Here is a 23,869-nt window from a genome sequence, read left to right as displayed (position 1 = left end):
AAATCGAGGTAATCCCGTGGATAATAAAAATCAACCTAACGACAATTCATCTCAAAATGAATTAGATTTAGGATTTAATCATTCAGACTCTGTGACCCCAAGAAAGCCGGTTCAACAAAGTGGCTCAATTTTTGATAAAGCCAAAGGTTTATTTGGTAAAAAAGAACAGCCAGATACACAATTCCATGTTCGTCGCGAACCAACTTTTGGTGCGGCAGCAAGCCAACCTTTTTCACCTTCTCAAGTATTCCAAAGTGAAAATACTGAACAATCAGTGCAATCAAGTGCTTTCGGCGCTCAAGAGCCCGTTGAAAATGTTCAAGTGGAAAACGTAGCGGAAGAAAAAGTGATTTTTGAAAATTCACCAGCAGAAGAGATGGTAGAAGAAGTGACAACTCAAGCCGAAACAGTTGCACCGGCAGCCGCTGCAGCAGCAAGCTTGAAATCACCTGAAAAATGGAAGGTTCTACAAATGTTACCAGAAAAACATCGCCGTTTATTTATTGCAATTTTGGGTTTAGTGGTCTTACTGATTATTTTCTTCACTCTAAAACCAAACTCAGATACGGTGGAGTCTTTTGAACAGCAAAACAGCAATGAAATTCCGGTTCAATTCCAATCATTAGATCAGTCTCAACCGGTTGAAACCACCGTATTAGATAACAATAATACTACGGCTCCTGCAACAACAGAGCCAACAGCAAATGGCGCTAAATCAGATGCACCTCCAGCCATGGAGTACGTAGGCGATAAAGCAGATGCGGCAAAATCACAACCTGCAGAGCCTGCACAACAAAATGTTGCTCAACAACCAGCAACTCAACCTGCACCGGTTCAACCAGCTGTTGCTCCTGCACCAGTTAAAGAACCTGTGAAAACAGTACAACCAACTGTAGAAAAACATACCGCAACAGTTGAGCATAAAGCAGAACCTCGTCGTGAACAAACATCGGTGGTTCAAGAGAAAAAACAACCTAAACCTGTAGCTGAAAAAGCAACAGTTCAGCCGACTCAAACTGTGAAAAAAGAGTCAAGCAAAATTCAAGAAGCAAAACCGGTTGCGACTAAAGACAGTAAGGTTCAAATTGTGGAAGCAAAATCAGCAACCCACAATACAGTGAAAGCAGCTGAACCTGCAGCACAAACCGCTTCAACCGGTGCAACAAAAACATTAACGGTGCCACAAGGTGTTTCATTGATGCAAGTATTCCGTGATAATAAATTGAATATTTCAGATGTGAATGCCATGACAAAAGCAAGCGGTGCAGGCAATGCATTAAGTAACTTCAAACCTGGTGACAAAGTACAGGTTTCGGTGAATAGTCAAGGCCGAGTGAGTGAGCTGCGTTTATCAAATGGCGGTAAGTTCATTCGTCAAGCCGATGGTTCATATCAGTATAAAAAATAATTTTTAGTGGGCGAGTAATCGCCCATTTTTCTAGATAAGATTGTTTATGATTGCTCATTTCGCAAAGTGAGCAATCATAAACAAACCTTGATGGAAATAGAATTCATGTTAAAAAAATTAAGCGTAATTTTGACCGCACTTTGTCTTTCCGCTTGTTCACAAAATGTTGAATTAAGCAAACCCGCACCACAGAAAATGAAAGTGCAAACCGTGGATAAAAAATCTCAAAAGGGTTCGGCAACGGTTTACTTGTGTAAAGGTAATAAAGCAGTGAGTGTGGTTCATACCAAGCAAAAACAGAAGAATAAAAAAACACTCAGTCAGGTGACCGTTACTTTTAATGATGTAACCGAAAAATTGACTCGAGTAATTTCTGAGCGTGGTAGAAATTATGCGAATATTCGTTGGTATTGGCAGGAGCGTGATGACTTCAGTCAATTACAAACTAGCGTAGGTGAAGTGCTTGCTGAACGCTGTGTTAAACAACCAAGTGAATTAAAATCAGGCAAATAATTCTTGTATGGATCTCCAACGCGGCTTTGTGTTACATCGTCGTCCTTATAGTGAAACCAGCCTTTTGGTGGATTTATTCACTGAAGAAACGGGACGTTTGACGGTTATTGCAAAAGGTGCTCGTGCGAAACGTTCGGCATGGAAATCTGTCTTACAGCCTTTTACGCCATTACTTCTTCGTTGGTCAGGAAAAGGCGCATTAAAAACACTCACGAAAGCAGAGCCCGCAGCAATTACGCTGCCTTTGCAGCAAACGGCTTTATACAGCGGGTTTTATGTAAATGAGCTGATAACTCGAGTGATCGAGCCAGAAACGGCCAATCCACAACTTTTTCAGCATTATCTACAATGCTTAACAGACTTAGCCACTCAGCCACAGGTCGAACCTACGCTACGCTTATTTGAATTTCATTTACTTAAAATTTTAGGTTATGGTATTGATTTTCTGCATTGTGCTGGATCAGGTTTGCTCGTAGACGAATCGATGACTTACCAATACCGTGCGGAAAAGGGTTTTATTGCTTCGTTGGTAAAAGATAACTTGACCTTTTATGGTCGAGATTTACTCGCCTTTGACCGTTTGGAATTCACCGAAGAGTCAGTATTGCAAGCGGCAAAACGTTTTACCCGCATCGCGCTTAAACCTTATTTAGGTGATAAACCGCTGAAAAGCCGAGAATTATTTACGCAAAATGTACTTTATTTAAAATAATCCCTTTCTTTGATACAAATAGATTAAAACACCATCATGGCTTTACTTTACGCTCCACAAAAAAAACAGAAAACCATACAAAAAATCGTCGCTGAAATTCAGGATTTAGATTATCAAGGATTAGGCGTAGCCAAAATTCAAGGTAAAACCTGGTTCATTGAAAATGCTTTACCAACGGAAAAAGTGGAAGCGGTAGTGACCGATGAAAAACGTCAATATGGATTAGCGACTGCACAAAAATGGCTACAAGAGAGTAATCAGCGTGTTGAGCCACAATGTCGTTATTATGGCCGTTGTGGTGGATGCCAAGGTCAGCATATTCCTGTAGAAATGCAACGTAACGCTAAAGAGAAAGCCCTTTTTTCTCGATTAAGTAAACTGCAAGCAGAGCCCATTCAATTAATGCCCATGATTTGTGGTGAGCAATGGGCTTATCGTCGTCGAGTACGATTAAGTTTACTGTGGAATGCGAAAAGCAAAACTATTGAAATGGGATTTCGTCAGAAAAACTCCAATCAGTTAGTGAGTATTCAACAATGCTTAGTCGCAGAGCCTGCGATTAATCATCTTATCCCCAAATTGACCGCACTTTGGGCTCAATATTCAACCCCGAAACAATTAGGGCATATTGAATTGGTTTCAGCGGATAATGGCGTAGCTATGCTGTTACGTTACAAAGGAAATTTAACTGAAACTGACCGCACTTTGTTGCTTGAGTTTGCTCGTATAAATGCCGTAAATTTGTTTTTACAAGATGATCAAAGTATTCAACTTGTGCACGGTGAAATGCCTTATTATTCATTGGGCGATATCCGTTTATCCTTTGATATCCGCGATTTTATTCAAGTGAATACCCACTTAAATCAGCAAATGGTTGACACTGCTTTAGATTGGCTTGATTTGAATCAGGACGATCATGTCTTAGATTTATTCTGTGGCATGGGTAATTTTACTCTGCCTTTAGCCAAACGCGTGAAAAGTGCGGTTGGAATTGAAGGTGTTTTTGATATGGTGAAAAAAGCCCAATTGAATGCACAGTTTAACCACATTGAGAATGTTGAGTTTTATCAAGCCGATTTAGACCAAGCTTTTTCAGAACAACCTTGGGCAAAACAACATTTCAATAAAATTCTTCTTGACCCTCCTCGCAGTGGCGCCGCTTTTGCACTGAATGCGTTATGTGAGCTTGGTGCAGAAAGCATTCTTTATGTATCTTGCAATCCCGCAACTTTGGTACGAGATGCAGAAATTCTCCGCTCTTTCGGTTATCGTATCATCAAAACGGCCATGATTGATATGTTCCCGCATACCAGTCATTTGGAGTCGGTGACATTATTTATCAAATAAGGTGTAAATTCTGATAGAATAGTCAGACTTTTTTGTTGTCTTAAAAAGACAACTCGGTTGACAGGATGTCACCGAGCCATATTCATCAACAAGGGGGTATTATGGTTGCAGTTCGTGGTTCTCACTTATTAAATCCGCAAGATTTTGTGATCGAGCAATGGTGTTCGAGCCTTAAACTTCCTGCCGCTACTGAAAAATCCCTGATTGATGCCTGGTATTACGCTCAAGCTAAAATAGCTGAACACGCCGATAAAATGGAAAATGCAGTGCTTACATTGCAATCCGGTGTGGAAATGGTGGAAATCCTGCATGAAATGAATATGGACAGTGAGAGTTTGCTCACTGCTATGCTATTCCCATTAGTAGCCAACCAACTCGTAGATTGGGAACAAATTCAAGAAGATTTTGGGCCTAAAATCACCAAATTACTCAAAGGCGTGGAAGAGATGGATAACATCCGTCAGCTCAACGCCAGTCATTCTGCTAATGCCTCTCAAGTGGATAATGTACGCCGTATGCTCCTTGCAATGGTGGACGATTTCCGCTGTGTGATCATCAAACTTGCCGAACGTATTACCTTTCTTCGCGATGCGGAAAATCATTTTTGCGAAGAAGAAAAAGTGTTGGCAGCCAAAGAATGTTCCAATATTTATGCCCCGTTGGCGAACCGTTTAGGTATCGGCCAATTGAAATGGGAGCTTGAAGATTACTGCTTCCGTTATTTGCATCCAGAACAATATCGAAATATCGCCAAATTATTACATGAGCGTCGTTTAGATCGTGAGCAGTATATTACTGATTTTGTGACAGAATTAACCGGTTATTTAAAAGAAAATATTGATCAGGTTGAGGTTTACGGTCGTCCAAAACACATCTATAGCATTTGGCGAAAAATGCAAAAGAAACATTTGGAATTCAGTGGTTTATATGATGTAAGAGCGGTCAGAATTATCGTGCAAAAATTGCAGGATTGTTATACCGCGCTTGGTATCGTGCACACTCATTTCAAACATTTACCAAAAGAATTTGATGACTATGTCGCCAATCCTAAACCGAATGGCTATCAATCCATTCATACTGTGGTATTGGGCAAAGGCGGTAAGCCGATTGAAGTGCAAATTCGTACTCAACAAATGCATGATGATGCTGAACTTGGCGTCGCAGCGCACTGGAAATACAAAGAAGGGACGACGGGTAGCCTTTCTGCTTACGAAGAAAAAATCACTTGGTTGCGTAAATTACTTGCATGGCAAGATGATATTACTGATTCTGGCGAAGTGATGGCCGAATTGCGTAGCCAAGTCTTTGATGACCGAGTATATGTATTTACACCGAAAGGTGAAGTGGTTGATTTACCAGCAGGATCAACCCCTCTTGATTTTGCTTATGCGATTCATAGTGAAATTGGACACCGTTGTATTGGGGCGAAAGTCGGTGGGCGTATTGTGCCATTCACTTATCACCTGCAAATGGGTGAGCAAGTAGATATCATCACGCAGAAAAATCCGAACCCAAGCCGAGATTGGGTAAACCCAAATTTAGGCTTTACCCATACGTCAAAAGCGCGTGCGAAAATCCAAGCGTGGTTCAAAAAACAAGATCGTGATAAAAACGTTCCTGCGGGTAAAGAGCTGTTAGATAATGAGCTTGCGCGTTTGAATATCAGTTTAAAACAAGTAGAGCAGGTTGCATTACCTCGTTATAACTTAAAAAATCTTGAAGATTTATATGCGGGTATTGGTAGCGGGGATATTCGTTTAAATCAGTTGGTGAATTTTTTACAAAGCCGATTGATTAAAGTGACGGCTGAAGAGGCGGATCAAGAAATTCTCCGTCATGTGGCGAGCAAAAGTGCGAATACTGCGCAGCAGAAGGCACAACAAAAAGCAGACCAGCAGCAGAAAAAAGGCTATGTGATTGTTGAAGGCGTCGGTAATTTACTGCATCATATGGCACGTTGTTGCCAACCGATTCCAGGCGATGCAATCGCAGGCTACATTACTATGGGACGTGGCATCTCAATTCATCGCTGCGATTGTGAGCAATTTATTGAATTACAAGCTGCACATCCTGAACGCGTGGTGGAAGCCCTTTGGGGGGATGATTATGCGGCTGGTTTCCATATTAATATTCGTATTGTGGCAAGTGATCGTAATGGTTTATTACGCGATATTACGACTGTGCTGGCGAATGAAAAAGTCAGTGTACTAGGTGTTTCAAGTCGTGCGGACACCAAAAAACAAGTGGCAACGATGGATATGGAAATTGAACTGAAAAATGTTGAAAGTTTAAGTAAAATACTGGCCAGATTAGCAAAGTTAGACGACGTTATCGAAGCAAAACGTTTATAGATTACAACATAGGAACTTTTATGTATAAAACCACGGGATTAACCCATTTAATTAACTCCACAAAATATTCCTTACAAGGTTTAAAGAGTGCATTCAAAAATGAAACTGCATTCCGCCACGAATGTTTTCTTGCGTGCATTCTGATTCCGCTCGCATTTTGGCTCGGTGACACTAAAATTGAAATCGCGCTGATGATTTCATCGGTTTTACTCGTGATGGCAGTAGAGCTGTTAAATAGTGCAGTTGAAGCGGTGGTGGACCGTATCGGTACAGAACGCCACGAGCTTTCAGGGCGAGCCAAAGACCAAGGCTCAGCAGCGGTATTCATTGCGCTTTGCATCGTTGCCGTTGTTTGGGGAAGTATTTTATTTTTCTAAAGTGCGGTCAATTTTAAGTAAAAATGTCGGCTTATGTGTTTTACATAAGCCGTTTTTGTATAATGTACACAAACATTTATATATCTCAGCGGTATTGGATATAAGTAGGTATTTATGACAACAGTTTCGTCTTTCGGTGCATTAGTTGCGCTTATTGTGGCCATTTTTCTCATTTTGAAAAAAGTCTCGCCAGTCTATGGCATGTTGACGGGGGCTTTGATAGGCGGGCTAGTTGGTGGCGCTGATTTATCCGAAACGGTGAACTTAATGATCGGTGGGGCCCAGGGTATTACGACAGCTGTTATGCGAATTTTAGCGGCAGGTGTACTAGCAGGTGTGCTCATTGAATCGGGGGCGGCCAGCACGATTGCCGAAACTATTACACATAAACTTGGTGAAGCAAGAGCGTTATTGGCCTTAGCTTTAGCAACACTGATTTTAACCGCAGTCGGTGTGTTTATTGATGTAGCCGTTATTACCGTTTCCCCGATTGCACTGGCGTTAGCTCGTCGCACCAATTTATCAAAATCAGCTGTTTTATTAGCGATGATTGGTGGGGGAAAAGCAGGAAACTTGATGTCACCTAACCCCAATGCCATTGCAGCAGCAGATACCTTTCATCTGCCTTTAACGTCGGTAATGGTAGTGGGGATTATTCCTGGGATCTTTGGGCTAGCCTTAACCTATTTCTTAGCGAAACGTTTAAAAAATAAAGGCTCTTTTGTATCCGAACAAGAGAGCGTTGCCGTTGATACTCAACATTTACCCTCATTTCTGACCGCACTTGCTGCACCATTAGTGGCTATCTTATTACTGGCGCTACGTCCATTGGCGGACATTAAAGTTGATCCTCTCATTGCGTTGCCACTAGGTGGTTTAATTGGTGCGTTATGTATGGGAAAACTTCGCCACGCGAATAGCTATGCGATTAGCGGCTTAGGCAAAATGGCACCGGTGGCGATTATGTTGCTCGGTACGGGCGCTTTAGCGGGCATTATTGGTAACTCAGGTATGAAAGATGTGCTAATCGAAGGCTTAAAACATTCTGGTTTGCCTCCTTATATTCTCGCGCCAATTTCTGGTGTATTGATGTCTCTTGCGACGGCATCAACGACGGCAGGCACGGCAGTCGCATCCAATGTATTTAGCTCAACATTATTAGAGCTGGGTGTAAGCAGTCTTGCGGCGGCAGCCATGATCCATGCGGGAGCGATCGTATTCGACAATATGCCACACGGTTCTTTCTTCCATGCGACTGGCGGCAGTGTGAATATGAATATGAAAGAACGCTTAAAACTGATTCCTTATGAAAGTGCGATCGGGTTGATTATGACGGTCGTTTCTACGCTCATTTTCGGTGTGTTTTATTGATGTCAGGAGAGTGTATGAAAATTGTGATTGCGCCTGATTCATTTAAAGAAAGTTTAACCGCGCTCGAAGTGGCAAATGCAATTGAAACAGGTTTTAAACGAATTTTCCCGAATGCCGAATATGTGAAATTACCGATGGCAGATGGTGGTGAGGGAACCGTGCAATCCTTAGTGGATGCCACTCAAGGTCGCCTGATTGAAACGGAAGTCACTGCACCGTTAGGCAATCAAGTAAAAAGCTTTTTCGGTTTATCGGGTGAGGGTAATACGGCGATTATCGAAATGGCAGCCGCATCGGGATTGCATCTTGTCCCGATGGATAAACGCAATCCTTGTCAAACCACCAGTTTTGGTACGGGTGAGCTAATTAAGCAAGCCCTTGACCTTGGTGTTCAACACATCATTTTAGGGATCGGCGGGAGCGCCACAAATGACGGTGGTGCAGGTATGCTGCAAGCATTAGGCTTGCGTTTATTGGATAAAAATGGTCAATCCATTGGCTTTGGTGGTACAGCGTTATCCAATCTTGCTGAAATTCAAATGGCTGATTTAGATCCTCGATTGCAACACGTACGAATCGAAGTGGCTTGTGACGTGAATAATCCACTTTGTGGTGAACGAGGTGCCTCTGCGATTTTTGGTCCACAAAAAGGTGCAACGCCTGAGATGGTGAAAGAACTGGATGAGGCATTAGCTCATTTTGCTAAAATTGCCGAGCGGGATTGTGGTAAACAAATTCAAGAACAATCAGGCGCAGGGGCGGCAGGTGGTATGGGCGGAGGTTTATTGCTCTTACCCAATGTGCAACTCAAGGCGGGTGTGCAGATTGTGTTAGATAATTTGAAACTTGCTGAACAAGTTAAAGAGGCTGATTTAGTCATTACCGGTGAAGGCCGTATGGATGCGCAAAGTGTTTTAGGTAAGACCCCAATCGGCGTGGCGCGCACAGCGAAACAATTTAATAAGCCAGTCATCGCGATCGTAGGTTGTTTACGTGAGGATTATGAAGTGGTGTATGAACATGGGATTGATGCGGTGTTCCCAATTATCCGTAATCTGGGTGATTTACCGACAATTCTCAAGCAAGGCGAGCAGAATTTGATTTCGACGGCTCAAAATGTGGCGAGATTGTTGTCATTGAAATAAGCTTTTCATACTAAAGTGCGATCAAAAATAACGATAAATTTGACCGCACTTTTTGATCTTATCCTCTCGGATGAAATCTTTCATGAAGGTGTTTCAAACGTTCTTTAGCTACGTGAGTATAGATTTGTGTGGTGGAGAGATCGCTGTGTCCGAGGAGCATTTGCACAACACGGAGATCCGCACCGTGGTTCACTAAATGCGTCGCAAAGGCATGACGGAGAACATGTGGTGAAAGGGCATCCGTATCAATTCCTGCTAACACCGCATAATGCTTTATACGATGCCAAAAGGTTTGGCGAGTCATTTGCTGAGCTCGTTGACTTGGAAAAACCACATCTGAACTTTGCCCATTAAGCAAAATAGGACGACCGTAAAGTACGAATTGTCGCACCCAAAAAGCGGCTTCTTCCCCCATCGGTACAATACGTTCTTTATTACCTTTACCAATCACCCGCACGACACCTTGTTGCAGGTTCATATTCTCAATAGTGAGCGTGACCAATTCCGTGACACGTAATCCTGTGGCGTACAGCAATTCTAACATGGCTTTATCGCGTAACTCGAGCGGAATTTCTACATCTGGCGTATTTAATAAATCTGTGACTTGTTGCTCGGTTAAATACTTAGGCAAACGGCTTGGTAGTTTAGGCGAGCTCAGTACGGCACTTGGATCATCCGTACGGTATTTTTCGCGATATAGATACTGAAATAATTTCCGCATCGCACTGAGCATTCTCGCTGTGCTCGTCGCTTTATAGCCTTGTTCTAAACGGCTACCCAGAAATTGCTGTAGATCTAATGGTTCGAGTGTTTCGAGGGATAAATTTTGTTTATCTAACCAATCACAAAGAGCAGTCAAATCGAGACGATAAGACTGCACGGTGTTTTCAGACAATCCTTTTTCAATCCAATATTCATTCAAGAACAAATCGACTAGCGTGAGATTATTCATGTTTACACTCTATGTACCAAAAAGGCTTTTACACCACGTGGGGTGATAAATAAACCAATGAATGCAAAGGCGGCCATTAAGCTAAAAGCATAAACTGGCGAAATTGGATAAAGCACGCCAGAAAGTGCGGTGAAAATGGCAATGGCTGCACATCCCGCTAAAGCATTGTATAAACCTTGTAATTTCGCAATATGGTTTTGTGGTTGAGTCGTGATATAACGCACGGTCGCGTAATGTCCCGCCACATAAGTGAGGCTGTGAAAACATTGCAATAGAACGATTTCAACAAAGGTGTCTGCATAACCGAAAGCGAGCCAACGTACGATAGCTGCGATGCCTGTGAGATAGAATAGGGCTGTAATGCTCCAGTTTTTGAATAATCGGGTAGAGAAGAAAAAGACGACAATTTCTACTAATACGCTAATTCCCCAAAATAAGCCCGCATCGGAAACAGAATGACCGTGGCTTGTCCAGAAGATCGTGCTGTATGAGTAATAAGCGGCGTGCGATCCTTGAATCAGTGCAATAGCAATAAATAAACGAAGTGTCGTTTTATTTTTGAGTAGACCTAAAAATCCAACAGAATTTTCGACCGCACTTTGTGGCTCATCTTGTGGCATTGGATTGGGATGAAGTAATTGCACAATGCTATAGAAAATAAGGATTCCCGTAATCATCCATGTGATGTATTGCTCACCAACCATCCCCGCTAAATACCCAAACACCATCACGCCGACAACAAATGCAAAGGAGCCAATCAAGCGTACTTTACCGTAATCTAAATGAATTTGTTGTTGCCATGTACTCGCTAGGCTATCACCAATCGGCATGCCCGCCGCATTCACCATGGAATACAAGGCAAGTCCAATAAATAATAACCAGAAGTTATGCGACATGAGCCCGATTAATGCCATGGTGACAGCGCTGGCAACAGCTAAGTAACGTAAGCCATTCACTAAAAGGGAAACGCGTTTTATCAAGCCAGAAAATAAAATACTGCCACTAAAACGGAAAATATAACCACAGGCTAGCAATAAACCGATGCTTTCTTCACTATAAGATTGCGTTTTTAACCACGCAGGGAAAAGGGGAAGAAACACACCGTAGGCACAATAGTAGCCAAAAAAGCTCAGGGTGAGCCAGGTAAAAGGACGAACTTGCATTAGAATAATTTTTCCATTTCTTGTGAGCGTGCCACACAGGCCTGCATCGCTTGTTTAATGATGTCGTTAAATTGATGTTGATTGAACACATTTAATGCGGCTGCGGTGGTACCGCCTTTTGAGGTGACATTTTCTCGTAACGTGGAAAGGGCAGTTTGAGGATTTTCAATCACGAGTTTCGCCGAGCCTAACATAGCTTGTTGTACCAACTCACGAGATTGCTTTTCATCTAAGCCCATTTCTATTAAGCCTTGTTGCATAGCCTCTAAAAATTGGAAGAAGTAAGCAGGGCTACTGCCAGATGCGGCAGTGACTGCATGCATTTGATCTTCATCCGTCACCCAAGTGGTTTTCCCTACTGCAGAAAGTAAATCTTCCGCAAAAGTGCGGTCAATTTCAGGTGTGTTTTTGTCCGCAAATAAGCCTGCCATGCCTTCACCCACTAACGCAGGGGTGTTTGGCATCACGCGAACAATGGATTTTGCAGTAGGGATTAATTCGGCTAATCGGGCGGTCGAAATACCAGCTGCAATAGAAATGATTAATTTATCGGAAAAATCAACCGCACTTAATGGCTTGCAAACATCAGCGAGGACTTGCGGTTTAACCGCAAATAAGACTACTTGAGATTGTGTGATGGATTGATTGTTATCCGTAGAAACCGCGACGCCATATTGAGCAAAAAAAGCACGTTTTTCTTCATTAGGATCATTCACAATAATTTTATCGGCTGGATAACCTTGTTTTAATAGGCCTAACACAATCGCTTGTGCCATATTGCCACCGCCGATGAAGGCAATTAATTTCTGTTGCATCATTTTTTCCCGTGAGTTTATGGGCTACAATGTCGCGTATTTTACCCTATTATGAAGGAAGTGTTACGATGTGGTTTAAAAATTTAATGACATATAGGCTGACTAAGCCCCTAGATTGGGATCTTAATGAATTGCAACGCCAGTTGTCAGATTGTGAATTTCATCCTTGTGGCTCACAAGATCAAAGTAAATTCGGTTGGATGAATCCGTTGAAAGACAGCGAATTATTACATTTTTCAGTGGGTAAACACATTTTGTTAGTTGCGAAAAAAGAAGAAAAAATGTTGCCGGCTAATGTGGTAAAACGTGAATTAGATGAACGCATTGAAAGCCTTGAGCAAAAAGAAAACCGCAAATTGAAGAAAACGGAAAAACAAACGTTAAAAGATGATGTGGTGATGAATTTATTGCCTCGTGCATTTACTAAAAATCAGCAAACTTCTGTGTGGATTGATACGGAGAATAACCTTGTTCATGTCGATGCGGCATCCAGTAAACGAGCAGAAGAGGCCTTGGCGCTATTGCGTAAATCACTTGGTTCGTTACCCGTTGTGCCGTTAGCTTTTGCGAATGAGCCTTCGACCATTTTAACGGATTGGATTGTGCAGGAAAAAATTCCTCATTGGTTGATGGCATTAGAAGAAGCAGAATTGCGAGGAAGCCAAGAAGATAGCATGATCCGTTGTAAGAAACAGCCTTTAGAAAATGAAGAGATTCTCGCGCTTTTACAAGATGGCAAAAAAGTAGTGAGCAAGCTCGCATTGGAGTGGGAAGATACGCTGACTTTTGTATTTAATGAAGATTGCACGCTCAAACGCTTAAAATTTGCTGATGCCGTGCGTGAGAAAAATGCGGATATTTTAAAAGAAGATTATGCTCAACGCTTTGATGCTGATTTTGTATTAATGACGGGTATTTTATCTAAACTGACAGAAAACTTACTCGATGAATTCGGTGGCGAGAAAGTCAGATTAGGTTAGTTTTAATCATGAAATAAAAAAAGGGGCTGACGTAGATTAGCAGTTATGCTAGGCTACGTCAGCCCCTAAACAAAAGGCGAACATGATGTTCGCCTTTTGTTTGTTTAAAAGTGCGGTCAAATTTCCGCACGTTTTTAATTAGTGAGTACTCGTACTGGTTGTCGTACGGTTTGCACGTTTACGATCGTTTTCCGTTAAGAGTTTTTTACGGATACGGATCGATTCTGGTGTCACTTCTACTAACTCGTCATCATCGATAAACTCGATGGCTTGTTCAAGGGAGAATTTCACCGGTGTGGTTAATACGATGGCATCATCTTTACCCGATGCACGCATATTGGTGAGTTTTTTACCTTGTAAGCAGTTTACGGTTAAGTCATTTGTACGGCTGTGAATACCGATGATTTGACCTTCGTAAACCTCTACGTTAGCTTCGATCATTAATTTACCACGCTCTTGTAAACCAAATAGCGCATAAGCTAATGCTTTACCTGTCGCATTAGAAATTAATACACCGTTTTTACGTTGGCCGATTTCACCTGGCTTGATGTCATCGTAGTGGTCGAAACTGGAGTAAAGTAAACCGGTACCTGATGTCATCGTCATGAATTCACCACGGAAACCGATTAAGCCACGGCTAGGGATGATGTATTCTAAACGTACACGACCTTTGCCATCCGGCATCATGTCACGAACTTCACCTTTACGGATACCTAATGCTTCCATGACAGAACCTTGATGTTGTTCTTCTACGTCGATAGTTACTTGTTCATAAGGCTCTTGTTTTTTGCCGTTGATTTCACGGTAGATTACTTTAGGGCGGGAAACCGCAAGTTCATAACCTTCACGACGCATATTTTCAATTAATACAGAAAGGTGTAATTCACCACGACCAGAAACACGGAATTCATCAGGGTTTGGTGTTTCTTCCACGCGTAATGCCACGTTGTGAACTAATTCTTTGTTTAAACGTTCAAGAATTTGACGAGAAGTCACATATTTACCTTCTTGACCCGCAAACGGAGAGGTGTTTACACAGAAGAACATGGTTACGGTTGGTTCATCAACAGTTAATGAAGGTAAGGCTTCAACGGCGTTGATATCACAAATAGTATCCGAGATATTTAATTCACCTAAACCAGTAATCGCGATGATATCACCTGCGTAAGCAACATCTTCTTCATAACGTTGTAAACCAAGGTGACCTAATACTTGACCGACACGGCCTTGACGAGTTTTACCTTCGCCATCAATGATCGTTACAGGTTGATTTGGTTTGATTGAGCCACGTTTGATACGGCCGATACCAATAACACCCACATAGCTGTTATAGTCTAATTGGGAAATTTGCATTTGGAATGGCGCATCAAGTTCCACTTTTGGCGGTTCAACGTGTTGAACAATCGCTTCAAATAATGGGGTCATATCTTCCGCTAATTCTTCATGTTCAAGACCTGCAACACCATTTAATGCTGAAGCATAGATAATAGGGAAGTCTAATTGCTCATCGGTTGCACCAAGGTTAACGAATAAATCGAATACTTGATCCACCACCCAATCAGGACGTGCGCCTGGACGGTCAACCTTGTTGATAACTACAATTGGTTTTAAACCATGAGCAAAGGCTTTTTGGGTTACGAAACGCGTTTGCGGCATCGGGCCGTCAAAGGCATCTACCACTAAAAGTACAGAATCCACCATAGAAAGTACACGCTCTACTTCACCACCGAAGTCCGCGTGTCCTGGGGTATCTACGATGTTAATGCGATAACCATTCCAGTTAATTGCAGTATTTTTTGCAAGAATGGTAATGCCACGTTCTTTTTCAAGATCGTTTGAGTCCATTACGCGTTCATCAACATCACCACGAGTGGATTCAAATGTACCGGATTGTTGAAGAAGTTTGTCAACGAGGGTGGTTTTACCATGGTCAACGTGGGCGATAATTGCGATATTGCGCAATTTATTAATATCAATGTCGTTTTTCATTTATTACGTTCTTAAAGTTTAAGTTTTGTAGGGTGGAATTTTTATGCCACCGAATAGTCCAAGTAGTTTAAGTTGGTGAGTAAAACTCACCCTACGAGAATCTCGAAAGGGCAAAAATTATACACGATATTTCGTTACTCTGCTATGCTGGTGTTTAAAATAAATCCCATGAAAAAAGCAAGCGGTTGCGTTATAATGCTCTTTTAATTTTTATAAAGATTATATACATAGCAAAATAGAGGACTCCTTATGCCAAATGCAAACGCAATTGCCAACGTATTCAAACTGATTGAAGAGAACGATATTAAGTTCGCGCTACTTCGTTTCACCGACATTAAAGGTAAAGAACACGGTGTTTCTATCCCAGTTAGCCTTGTTGATGAAGATATGTTTGAAGATGGCAAAATGTTCGATGGCTCTTCTGTTGAAGGTTGGAAAACCATTAACAAGGCCGATATGCTTTTAATGCCAATCGCTGAAACTGCGGTAGTCGATCCATTTGCGCAGATCCCAACTCTCTCTATTCGTTGTAGTATTTATGAACCAACGACCATGCAAAGCTATGATCGTGACCCGCGTTCAATCGCTATTCGCGCCGAAAACTATATGCGTTCAATCGGTATTGCGGATCAAGCATTCTTTGGTCCTGAACCAGAGTTCTTCTTATTTGATGATGTACGTTTTGATGTATCAATGAACCGTGCTTCTTTTGTCGTTGATGACATTGAAGCGGCTTGGAACACCAACAAAAAATACGAAGGTGGTAACAACGCCTATCGTCCATTGAAAAAAGGCGGTTACTGTGCGGTTGCTCCAATTGATACAGCACACGATATTCGTTCTGAAATGTGTTTGATTTTAGAAGAAATGGGCTTAGTAGTAGAAGCTCACCACCATGAAGTGGCGACTGCGGGCCAAAATGAAATTGCAACGAAATTCAACAGCTTAACTTTAAAAGCAGATGAAACACAAATCTATAAATATGTGGTGCAAAACGTTGCGTTAGAACATGGTAAAACCGCTTGCTTTATGCCAAAACCAATCACAGGTGATAATGGTTCGGGCATGCACTGTAATATGTCATTAAGTAAAGACGGTAAAAACATTTTCCAAGGTGATAAATATGCAGGTCTTTCTGAAACCGCACTTTATTACATCGGCGGTATCATTAAGCATGCTAAAGCATTAAATGCATTCACTAACCCAAGTACGAACTCATACAAACGTTTAGTACCAGGCTTTGAGGCACCAGTATTGTTGGCTTACTCTGCAAGTAACCGTTCTGCTTCAATCCGTATCCCAGCAGTAACCAACCCGAAAGCAATCCGCATTGAAGCGCGTTTCCCAGATCCGATGGCAAACCCATATCTGGCTTTCGCGGCGTTATTAATGGCAGGTCTTGATGGCGTAGTGAACAAAATTCATCCAGGCGATGCAATGGATAAAAATCTTTATGATCTTCCACCAGAAGAATTAAAAGATATTCCTGCAGTTGCAAGCTCATTAGAAGAAGCGTTGAATTCATTAGAAAAAGACTATGAATTCTTAACGCAGGGTGGAGTATTTGCCAAAGACTTTATCGAAGCATTTATTAATATCAAACGTAAAGAGGTAGAACGTTTAAATATGACACCACATCCGGTTGAGTTTGAGATGTATTATGCTTAGTAACAAACAGCGGAATTCTAGTGTTTAACAGGGAAAGTGCGGTCAAAAATGACCGCACTTTTTTCATAAGTATTGTATTCTTTAATTGTGAAATAGTATTATTTCAAATAGAATACAGGGTAATGTTTTATTTGTTAAATAACCAAGAGGATGAAAATGAGCAAAACAATTTTGGTTACTGGTGGTGCTGGTTTTATTGGCTCTGCAGTTGTTCGCCACATTATTGAAAACACGCAAGATAACGTGGTAAATGTTGATAAATTAACTTATGCAGGTAATTTAGAATCTTTAGAATCCGTAGAAAATAATCCACGCTATGCATTTGAACAAGTGGATATTTGTGATGCAAAAGCATTGGCACGTGTATTTGAACATCATCAACCTGATGCTGTAATGCATTTAGCGGCAGAAAGTCATGTTGACCGTTCTATTGATGGACCAGCAGCTTTTATCGAAACAAATATAGTAGGTACTTACACGCTATTAGAAGCAGCTCGAGCTTATTGGAATTCTTTAAATGATGAGAGAAAAGCAGCATTTCGTTTTCATCACATTTCAACAGATGAGGTATATGGTGATTTAGAAGGAACAGATGATTTGTTTACTGAAACTACACCTTATGCACCTAGCAGTCCTTATTCAGCATCTAAAGCCTCTAGCGATCACTTAGTTCGCGCATGGTTGCGTACTTATGGTTTACCAACAATTGTGACTAACTGTTCAAATAACTATGGTCCATTTCATTTCCCTGAAAAACTTATTCCATTAATGATTTTAAATGCACTAGATGGAAAGCCATTACCAGTTTATGGAAATGGTCAACAAATTCGTGACTGGTTATTTGTAGAAGATCATGCGCGTGCATTATATAAAGTCGTAACAGAAGGTAAGGTAGGTGAAACATACAATATTGGTGGGCATAATGAGAAAGCAAATATTGATGTAGTACGTACTATTTGCAGTTTATTAGAAGAGTTAGTGCCAAACAAACCAGAAGGTGTAGCAAAATATGAAGATCTCATTACTTATGTGAAAGATCGTCCTGGCCACGATGTACGCTATGCGATTGATGCAGCTAAAATTGGCCGAGAATTAGGTTGGAAGCCACAAGAAACTTTTGAATCAGGTATTCGCAAAACAGTAGAATGGTATTTAAATAACAAAAAATGGTGGAGTCGTGTATTAGATGGCTCATATAACCGTGAACGTTTAGGTAACTAATTATTAACAAGCGGTGAAGTTTTCTAATAATTTATAAAAATTTAAGAGAATCTACCCGCTCTTTTAAAGGTCTCCTTATGAAAGGTATTATTCTTGCAGGCGGTTCCGGTACTCGCCTCTATCCTATTACTCGAGGTGTATCTAAACAACTTTTGCCTGTTTATGATAAACCGATGATTTACTATCCACTTTCAGTATTAATGTTAGCGGGTATTCGAGATGTTCTTATTATTACTACCCCTGAAGATAATGAAAGTTTCAAACGCTTATTAGGTGATGGTTCAGATTTCGGTGTGAATTTACAATACGCAATTCAACCAAGCCCAGATGGTTTAGCTCAAGCATTTCTTATCGGTGAAGAGTTTATTAATGGTGATAGTTGTTGCTTAGTACTGGGTGATAACATTTTCTACGGTCAACACTTCAGTCAAATGTTGCAAGAGGCAGTTAAACAGCCCCACGGTGCAACAGTGTTTGGATATTTAGTGAAAGATCCTGAGCGCTTTGGTGTAGTTGAATTTGATGAAAACTTCAAAGCGGTTTCGATTGAAGAAAAACCAGTTGAACCAAAATCAAACTATGCTGTAACAGGTTTATATTTTTATGATAACCGTGTGGTAGAATTTGCAAAACAAGTCAAGCCCTCTGCTCGTGGAGAATTAGAGATTACTACTCTTAACGAAATGTATTTAAACGATGGCTCACTCAACGTGCAATTGCTCGGACGTGGTTTTGCATGGTTAGATACTGGTACACACGAAAGTTTACATGAGGCGGCTTCATTTGTTCGTACCATTGAAAAGGTGCAAGGTTTGCAAGTAGCATGTTTAGAAGAAATAGCATGGCGTAATGGTTGGCTCACTTCTGAACAGGTGGAAAAATTAGCAAAACCAATGGCAAAAAATGAGTATGGTCAATACTTGCTTAGAATAATTAAGGAAAAAAAATAGTGTGGCAAAATTCCTAATCACAGGGGCAAATGGACAAATAGGTTTTGCTTTGACACAAAGGTTAAGGCTTGAAAACGGTCATGATATATTAGCTTTAAAACATAACGAGCTTGATATCACGAATAAAAATGCTGTACTGTCTTTGGTTGATTCGTTTAAGCCGAATATTATTATTAATGGGGCAGCTTACACTCATGTGGATAGAGCTGAAACTGAAGAGTCACTAGTTCATGATGTTAATGTCAAAGGGTTAAAATATTTAGCTGAGGCTGCAAATAGAGTTAATGCAACTATCTTGCATATATCTACTGATTATGTATTTGATGGATATAAAAAAGGTAAATATACAGAAACCGATATTACTTGTCCCTTAAGTGCTTATGGCAAAAGTAAGGCAGAGGGAGATAAGGTGCTTCTTTCCCTTGTTTCAAGAGTGATCATTTTACGTACTTCTTGGGTTTTTGGCGAACATGGCAATAATTTTGTGAAAACTATGCTTCGCTTAGCCAAAAAACACGATACATTAAACGTTGTTGCGGATCAAATTGGTGGGCCAACTTATGCTGGAGATATTGCTAGTACATTAGTTCAGATTGCCGAAAAAATTATTAGAGGCGAAAGTATCGAATATGGCATTTATCATTTTAGTGGAGTGCCATATGTTAGTTGGTGTGATTTTGCTAAAGCTATTTTGGCTGAGGCTGTTTCGCAAAATGTGTTAGAGAAAGTTCCTTTTGTAAATGAGATTACGACTGCGGATTATCCAACCCAGGCTAAACGTCCAGCCAATACTTGCTTAGATTTAACTAAAATTCAGCAAGCGTTTGGAGTTAAACCAAGTGATTGGCAAAAAGCATTAAAAAATATTAAGGCTTATGCAGAATAAGAAAATATAAGGATTCATAATGAAAGTTATTGATACTAAAATTCCCGATGTAAAATTATTAGAACCTCAAGTATTCGGTGATGAACGTGGTTTCTTTATGGAAACCTTCCGTGATGAATGGTTTAAACAAAATGTAGCAGATCGTACTTTTGTACAAGAAAATCATTCAAAATCGGTAAAAGGAGTATTACGTGGATTACATTATCAAACTGAAAATACACAAGGTAAATTAGTGCGTGTAGTATCTGGAGCTGTATTTGATGTTGCCGTTGATATGCGGGAATTCTCTCCTACATTTGGACAATGGGTAGGTGAAATTTTATCTGCTGAAAATAAACGTCAGCTTTGGGTACCTGAAGGGTTTGCACATGGCTTTTATGTTTTAACTGATGAAGCTGAATTTACTTATAAATGTACTGATTACTATAATCCTAAAGCAGAGCATTCCTTAATTTGGAATGATGAGACCGTCGGTATTGAATGGCTTTTAGAGAGCGAACCGAGTTTGTCAGCAAAAGATTTAGCTGGAAAAATTTTAAAGGATGCTGTGAAATTTAAATAAGATATTGCTTATGAAATCATTTGTAAATCAAATTAAATATATCGAATTATTGAAGCAGTTGGTCCTTAAGGATATAAAACTAAAATATAGAAGAAGTTATTTAGGCTATATTTGGAGTATTTTAAATCCTTTGTTAATGATGATTGTATTAACAGTAGTTTTTTCAAACTTATTTAAATTCGATATTCCTAATTTTTCAGCCTATCTGCTTACAGGACAATTAATTTTTGGTTTTGTTTCAGAGGCAACCTCTAGTTCAGTCACAGCTATTGTTCATAATGCTTCTTTAATTAAAAAGACATATGTACCAAAGTATATTTTTGTTTTATCTAAAATAACAAGCTCATTAGTTAATATGCTGTTTGCAATGATAGCCCTAATTCTTGTGATGATTTTTACCCAAGTAGAAATTACATTGAATGTTTTATGGGTTCCCATAATTTTCTTAGAGCTTTATATTTTTAGTTTAGGATTAGGATTCATTTTATCGGCTTCAACTGTATTTTTTAGAGATATTCAATATTTATGGGGTGTTTTTACTTCTATTTGGATGTATTTAACCCCTATAATTTATCCTGTGTCTATTATTTCTCAAGAATATCGTTGGTGGTATGATAACCTTAATCCTATGGTGAATTATGTTGAGCAGTTTAGAAATGTAATTCTAAATGGGCAGAGTTTGTCAATGGAGTCTTTATCTCAAGGTTTTATTATATCGATAATTCTATTATTAGTCGGTATTTGGTTTTTCAATCGTAAAGAAAATGAATTTATACTTTATATCTAAATAATTATGAATGATATAGTGATCGAAGTAAAAAATGCTACAGTAAGATTTAATAAATCAGCTGAAAGTATTAGTGGTTTAAAAGAATATATTATTAAGATGTTAAAACGAGAGCTAATGTTTCAAGAGTTCTTGGCACTTAAAAATATTAATTTTACTGTAAAACGAGGGGAGTCTTGGGGATTAATTGGGAAGAATGGTTCAGGAAAATCTACTTTACTTAAATTAATTTCAGGAATTATCAGACCTTACCAAGGAAATGTAACAGTCAATGGTTCTATTTCACCATTAATTGAATTAGGAGCTGGTTTTGATCCGGAATTGACAGCAAGAGAGAATATTTTTCTTAATGGGGCATTATTAGGCTATAGTAAAAGATTTATTGAATCTCATTTCCAAGAGATTGTTGACTTTGCAGAATTAAATGATTTTATTGATGTTCCTATTAAGAATTTTTCTTCAGGTATGTCTGCTAGATTAGGATTTGCTATTGCAACAGTGCAGAAACCCGATATTTTGATTGTTGATGAAGTATTAGCCGTAGGCGATTTTGCCTTTCAACAAAAGTGTAAAGAGAGAATGGAACATTTGTTGAGCAATGGCACAACATTATTGTTTGTATCTCATTCAATTGAGCAAGTTAAAGAGTTATGCTCTAAAGCTATCTGGATTGATAATGGTGAAGTAAGGGCTATAGGAGAAACTCATTCTGTTTCTCAAGAATATATATCTTCTATGGTTAATAACTAAATCTAAGGAAAAAAATGAAAAGATTAGCAATTTATTTATTCTATGATCACGATGGAATCGTAGATGATTATATCCCGTATAAACTAGAAAAACTAAAAGAGTTTGTCCAAGACATTTGGTTTGTTTCAAATTCAGATTTAACAGCTGAGTCACGTAAAAAAATTCAACATTGCACAGATTACATTATGTGCCGAGAAAATATTGGATTTGATGTTTGGGGATATAAAGAGGCAATTGAGAAAATTGGCTTTGATAAACTAGCTGAATATGATGAACTTATTCTATTAAATTATACTTTCTTTGCACCTATTTTCCCATTCTCAGAATTATTTGAGTGGTCAGAAAAGCAAAATGTTGATTTCTGGGGAATATCGGATCATGGAAAGGTCCAACCTAATCCGTTTACCGGTACAGGTGTTTTACATAAGCATATTCAATCGCATTTTATTGCAGTCAGAAAGAATATGTTAAATTCACATGAATTTGAGCATTATTGGAAAAATATGCCAATGATCCATTCATATACAGACTCAGTGTTAATGCATGAGTCTAGATTTACACATCATTTCTACTCTAAAGGGTATAGTTATGCTGTTTATGTAGATTCTGATGTTTTTGGTAGTAAATATCCAACATTCTATGAAATTGATGATACATTTAGTAAATCTCGTTCTCCTATCTTAAAGAGAAGACCTTTTTTTCATGACCCATTACATCATGATAGAGAATGCTTATTTTTAAGAAGAGCCATAGAATACATTCAAGAAGAATCAGAATATCCGATAGAGCTGATAATCAAAAATATCTTAAGAACATCAAAACCTAAAGATATTGCAACTAATATGACTTTATTAAAAGTATTTGATTCTTTAAATACTGTAAAACTTAGAGAGAATTTGAAAATTCTTGTGGTTGCACATATATTCTATGCAGATATGCTTGAAGAGATATTATTTTATACCGAGAATATACCTTGCAAATATGATTTGCTTATTACGACATCAAGTAAAGAGCAAAGAGAAGAGATCTTATCTTCTCCTATATTGGAAACAATAAATACGAATAATATTAAGGTGATTGTAACTGAGCAAAATAGAGGACGAGATATGTCTTCACTATTTATTAGTTGTAAAGATGATATTATGAATAGTGATTATGATTGGGTCTGTCGTTTACATTCAAAAAAATCTCCTCAAAATGGTTATAACATGGCGAAACATTTTAAGGAAATGATGTATTTAAATTTATTGAAGGATAAAGCATATGTATCTAAGTTGCTTAATTATCTAGATAATAATAAAAACATAGGTTTTGCAATGCCTTCAATGGTTCATATTGGATATCCAACTCTTGGGCATGCTTGGTATAGTAATAAACCTCTTTGCTTAGAGATAGCCAAAAAACTAAATATTAATGTGCCTTTTGACGATATATCTCCATTTGCTGCATACGGTACCATGTTCTGGTTTAGACCAAAAGCATTGCGTAAGCTTTTTGAATATAACTGGAAGTTTGAAGATTTTAATAAAGAACCAATGCATTACGATGGTTCGTTGGCTCATGTATTAGAGCGCTTATTAGCTTATACTGCTCATGATGCTGGTTACTTAGCATGTAACATTATGTCGTCAGAAATGATGGAGCTTAATTACACTAAGTTAGAATATAAAATGCAGAGATTAGTAAGTAATCTTTCTAATGGAGACATTCCATATCAAATTAGTCTGGCTCATAATGCTAAATATATGGTAGGAAATAATATTTCATCTGGAAATCCAAATATTAGCCGTTATTTTATAATTAATGTGGTTCGCCTATTAAAAAATCATGTATTAGGTAATTATCCTAAATTATCCAAAGTAACACGTATGCCATATAGAAAATTGAGACACTATTATCATAAATTAAGAGGACATTAATTC

Annotated in this window: 21 protein-coding genes; 17 read left to right on the top strand and 4 right to left on the bottom strand. The window is 39.2% G+C overall.

The features are described from left to right. The first annotated feature begins 16 nt into the window (after window positions 1-16). The 8 genes from oapA to INP94_RS01370 all read left to right on the top strand — a co-directional run bounded on the left by oapA (window position 17) and on the right by INP94_RS01370 (window position 9,224). Window positions 17-1,408: an opacity-associated protein OapA gene (gene oapA, locus INP94_RS01405; protein WP_197543799.1), complete on the top strand. Its 1,392-nt coding sequence runs from the start codon at window positions 17-19 to the stop codon at window positions 1,406-1,408. Window positions 1,409-1,513: 105 nt separating this feature from the next. Next, a complete protein-coding gene (locus INP94_RS01400) occupies window positions 1,514-1,921 on the top strand; it encodes an MliC family protein (protein ID WP_005698167.1) in 408 nt (135 codons plus the stop codon). Between the two features lie 7 nt (window positions 1,922-1,928). Next, the gene (gene recO / locus INP94_RS01395) at window positions 1,929-2,633 is read left to right on the top strand and encodes a DNA repair protein RecO (RefSeq protein WP_197543798.1); all 705 of its coding nucleotides are present in this window, start codon (window positions 1,929-1,931) and stop codon (window positions 2,631-2,633) included. Window positions 2,634-2,669: 36 nt separating this feature from the next. Then, on the top strand, window positions 2,670-3,980 hold the full coding sequence (gene rlmD / locus INP94_RS01390) for a 23S rRNA (uracil(1939)-C(5))-methyltransferase RlmD (protein ID WP_197543797.1): 1,311 nt from the start codon (window positions 2,670-2,672) through the stop codon (window positions 3,978-3,980). Between the two features lie 101 nt (window positions 3,981-4,081). Beyond that, entirely contained in the window at window positions 4,082-6,331 is a 2,250-nt protein-coding gene (gene relA, locus INP94_RS01385; protein WP_197543796.1) for a GTP diphosphokinase, read from the top strand. A gap of 20 nt (window positions 6,332-6,351) precedes the next feature. Continuing rightward, window positions 6,352-6,708 (top strand): diacylglycerol kinase, encoded by a 357-nt coding sequence (locus tag INP94_RS01380; RefSeq protein ID WP_005695266.1) that lies wholly within the window; start codon window positions 6,352-6,354, stop codon window positions 6,706-6,708. Window positions 6,709-6,822: 114 nt separating this feature from the next. After that, window positions 6,823-8,079, top strand: a complete 1,257-nt coding sequence (locus INP94_RS01375) for a GntP family permease (protein WP_197543795.1) — start codon at window positions 6,823-6,825, stop codon at window positions 8,077-8,079. A 14-nt stretch (window positions 8,080-8,093) separates the two neighbouring features. Next, window positions 8,094-9,224: a glycerate kinase gene (locus INP94_RS01370; RefSeq protein WP_197543794.1), complete on the top strand. Its 1,131-nt coding sequence runs from the start codon at window positions 8,094-8,096 to the stop codon at window positions 9,222-9,224. A 58-nt stretch (window positions 9,225-9,282) separates the two neighbouring features. On the opposite strand, the gene xerD is transcribed toward INP94_RS01370, so the two are convergent. From xerD to proC, 3 genes are read right to left on the bottom strand one after another with little or no spacing between them, the layout of a single operon-like run. Beyond that, window positions 9,283-10,176: a site-specific tyrosine recombinase XerD gene (gene xerD, locus INP94_RS01365; RefSeq protein ID WP_005698164.1), complete on the bottom strand. Its 894-nt coding sequence runs from the start codon at window positions 10,174-10,176 to the stop codon at window positions 9,283-9,285. Window positions 10,177-10,178: 2 nt separating this feature from the next. Continuing rightward, window positions 10,179-11,339, bottom strand: coding sequence for a 3-phenylpropionate MFS transporter (locus tag INP94_RS01360; RefSeq protein WP_197543793.1), 1,161 nt, complete (start codon window positions 11,337-11,339; stop codon window positions 10,179-10,181). Then, window positions 11,339-12,154, bottom strand: coding sequence for a pyrroline-5-carboxylate reductase (proC, locus tag INP94_RS01355; protein WP_197544253.1), 816 nt, complete (start codon window positions 12,152-12,154; stop codon window positions 11,339-11,341). The genes INP94_RS01360 and proC overlap by 1 nt, the downstream gene beginning before the upstream one ends. 68 nt (window positions 12,155-12,222) lie before the next feature. Here proC and rdgC point away from each other — a divergent pair, with 68 nt between their 5' ends. Continuing rightward, complete coding sequence (gene rdgC / locus INP94_RS01350; RefSeq protein WP_197543792.1) at window positions 12,223-13,134, top strand: recombination-associated protein RdgC; 912 nt, start codon at window positions 12,223-12,225, stop codon at window positions 13,132-13,134. A 138-nt stretch (window positions 13,135-13,272) separates the two neighbouring features. On the opposite strand, the gene typA is transcribed toward rdgC, so the two are convergent. Further along, window positions 13,273-15,123, bottom strand: a complete 1,851-nt coding sequence (typA, locus tag INP94_RS01345) for a translational GTPase TypA (protein ID WP_197543791.1) — start codon at window positions 15,121-15,123, stop codon at window positions 13,273-13,275. A gap of 249 nt (window positions 15,124-15,372) precedes the next feature. On the opposite strand from typA, the gene glnA reads away from it, so the two are divergent. The 8 genes from glnA (at window position 15,373) to INP94_RS01305 (ending at window position 23,866) form a co-directional block, all read left to right on the top strand. Further along, complete coding sequence (gene glnA / locus INP94_RS01340; protein WP_197543790.1) at window positions 15,373-16,791, top strand: type I glutamate--ammonia ligase; 1,419 nt, start codon at window positions 15,373-15,375, stop codon at window positions 16,789-16,791. 156 nt (window positions 16,792-16,947) lie between these two features. Next, window positions 16,948-18,012, top strand: a complete 1,065-nt coding sequence (gene rffG / locus INP94_RS01335; protein ID WP_197543789.1) for a dTDP-glucose 4,6-dehydratase — start codon at window positions 16,948-16,950, stop codon at window positions 18,010-18,012. Between the two features lie 77 nt (window positions 18,013-18,089). Further along, on the top strand, window positions 18,090-18,962 hold the full coding sequence (gene rfbA, locus INP94_RS01330) for a glucose-1-phosphate thymidylyltransferase RfbA (RefSeq protein WP_197543788.1): 873 nt from the start codon (window positions 18,090-18,092) through the stop codon (window positions 18,960-18,962). A gap of 1 nt (window position 18,963) precedes the next feature. Next, on the top strand, window positions 18,964-19,848 hold the full coding sequence (gene rfbD / locus INP94_RS01325; protein ID WP_197543787.1) for a dTDP-4-dehydrorhamnose reductase: 885 nt from the start codon (window positions 18,964-18,966) through the stop codon (window positions 19,846-19,848). A 19-nt stretch (window positions 19,849-19,867) separates the two neighbouring features. Then, complete coding sequence (gene rfbC, locus INP94_RS01320; protein ID WP_197543786.1) at window positions 19,868-20,410, top strand: dTDP-4-dehydrorhamnose 3,5-epimerase; 543 nt, start codon at window positions 19,868-19,870, stop codon at window positions 20,408-20,410. 10 nt (window positions 20,411-20,420) lie between these two features. Next, window positions 20,421-21,197: an ABC transporter permease gene (locus INP94_RS01315; RefSeq protein ID WP_197543785.1), complete on the top strand. Its 777-nt coding sequence runs from the start codon at window positions 20,421-20,423 to the stop codon at window positions 21,195-21,197. Between the two features lie 6 nt (window positions 21,198-21,203). After that, a complete protein-coding gene (locus tag INP94_RS01310; protein ID WP_197543784.1) occupies window positions 21,204-21,947 on the top strand; it encodes an ABC transporter ATP-binding protein in 744 nt (247 codons plus the stop codon). 14 nt (window positions 21,948-21,961) lie between these two features. Beyond that, window positions 21,962-23,866: a rhamnan synthesis F family protein gene (locus INP94_RS01305; RefSeq protein ID WP_197543783.1), complete on the top strand. Its 1,905-nt coding sequence runs from the start codon at window positions 21,962-21,964 to the stop codon at window positions 23,864-23,866. The last annotated feature ends 3 nt before the right edge of the window (window positions 23,867-23,869 follow it).

Origin of the sequence: Haemophilus parainfluenzae (genome assembly GCF_014931395.1) — a bacterium.
In the GTDB taxonomy this organism is placed as follows: Bacteria; Pseudomonadota; Gammaproteobacteria; order Enterobacterales; family Pasteurellaceae; genus Haemophilus_D.
Note: the sequence above shows the minus strand (reverse complement) of the source record. Positions and strands in the feature narration are given on the sequence as shown.

Bases quoted from the DNA above. Each gene is read 5' to 3' on its own strand.
- rffG (WP_197543789.1), top strand. From the start codon at position 16,948: ATGAGCAAAACAATTTTGGTTACTGGTGGTGCTGGTTTTATTGGCTCT.
- INP94_RS01360 (WP_197543793.1), bottom strand. From the start codon at position 11,339: ATGCAAGTTCGTCCTTTTACCTGGCTCACCCTGAGCTTTTTTGGCTAC.
- proC (WP_197544253.1), bottom strand. From the start codon at position 12,154: ATGCAACAGAAATTAATTGCCTTCATCGGCGGTGGCAATATGGCACAA.
- glnA (WP_197543790.1), top strand. From the start codon at position 15,373: ATGCCAAATGCAAACGCAATTGCCAACGTATTCAAACTGATTGAAGAG.
- relA (WP_197543796.1), top strand. From the start codon at position 4,082: ATGGTTGCAGTTCGTGGTTCTCACTTATTAAATCCGCAAGATTTTGTG.
- INP94_RS01380 (WP_005695266.1), top strand. From the start codon at position 6,352: ATGTATAAAACCACGGGATTAACCCATTTAATTAACTCCACAAAATAT.
- INP94_RS01370 (WP_197543794.1), top strand. From the start codon at position 8,094: ATGAAAATTGTGATTGCGCCTGATTCATTTAAAGAAAGTTTAACCGCG.
- typA (WP_197543791.1), bottom strand. From the start codon at position 15,123: ATGAAAAACGACATTGATATTAATAAATTGCGCAATATCGCAATTATC.
- xerD (WP_005698164.1), bottom strand. From the start codon at position 10,176: ATGAATAATCTCACGCTAGTCGATTTGTTCTTGAATGAATATTGGATT.
- INP94_RS01375 (WP_197543795.1), top strand. From the start codon at position 6,823: ATGACAACAGTTTCGTCTTTCGGTGCATTAGTTGCGCTTATTGTGGCC.
- recO (WP_197543798.1), top strand. From the start codon at position 1,929: ATGGATCTCCAACGCGGCTTTGTGTTACATCGTCGTCCTTATAGTGAA.
- INP94_RS01305 (WP_197543783.1), top strand. From the start codon at position 21,962: ATGAAAAGATTAGCAATTTATTTATTCTATGATCACGATGGAATCGTA.
- INP94_RS01315 (WP_197543785.1), top strand. From the start codon at position 20,421: ATGAAATCATTTGTAAATCAAATTAAATATATCGAATTATTGAAGCAG.
- INP94_RS01310 (WP_197543784.1), top strand. From the start codon at position 21,204: ATGAATGATATAGTGATCGAAGTAAAAAATGCTACAGTAAGATTTAAT.
- rdgC (WP_197543792.1), top strand. From the start codon at position 12,223: ATGTGGTTTAAAAATTTAATGACATATAGGCTGACTAAGCCCCTAGAT.
- rlmD (WP_197543797.1), top strand. From the start codon at position 2,670: ATGGCTTTACTTTACGCTCCACAAAAAAAACAGAAAACCATACAAAAA.
- rfbA (WP_197543788.1), top strand. From the start codon at position 18,090: ATGAAAGGTATTATTCTTGCAGGCGGTTCCGGTACTCGCCTCTATCCT.
- INP94_RS01400 (WP_005698167.1), top strand. From the start codon at position 1,514: ATGTTAAAAAAATTAAGCGTAATTTTGACCGCACTTTGTCTTTCCGCT.
- rfbC (WP_197543786.1), top strand. From the start codon at position 19,868: ATGAAAGTTATTGATACTAAAATTCCCGATGTAAAATTATTAGAACCT.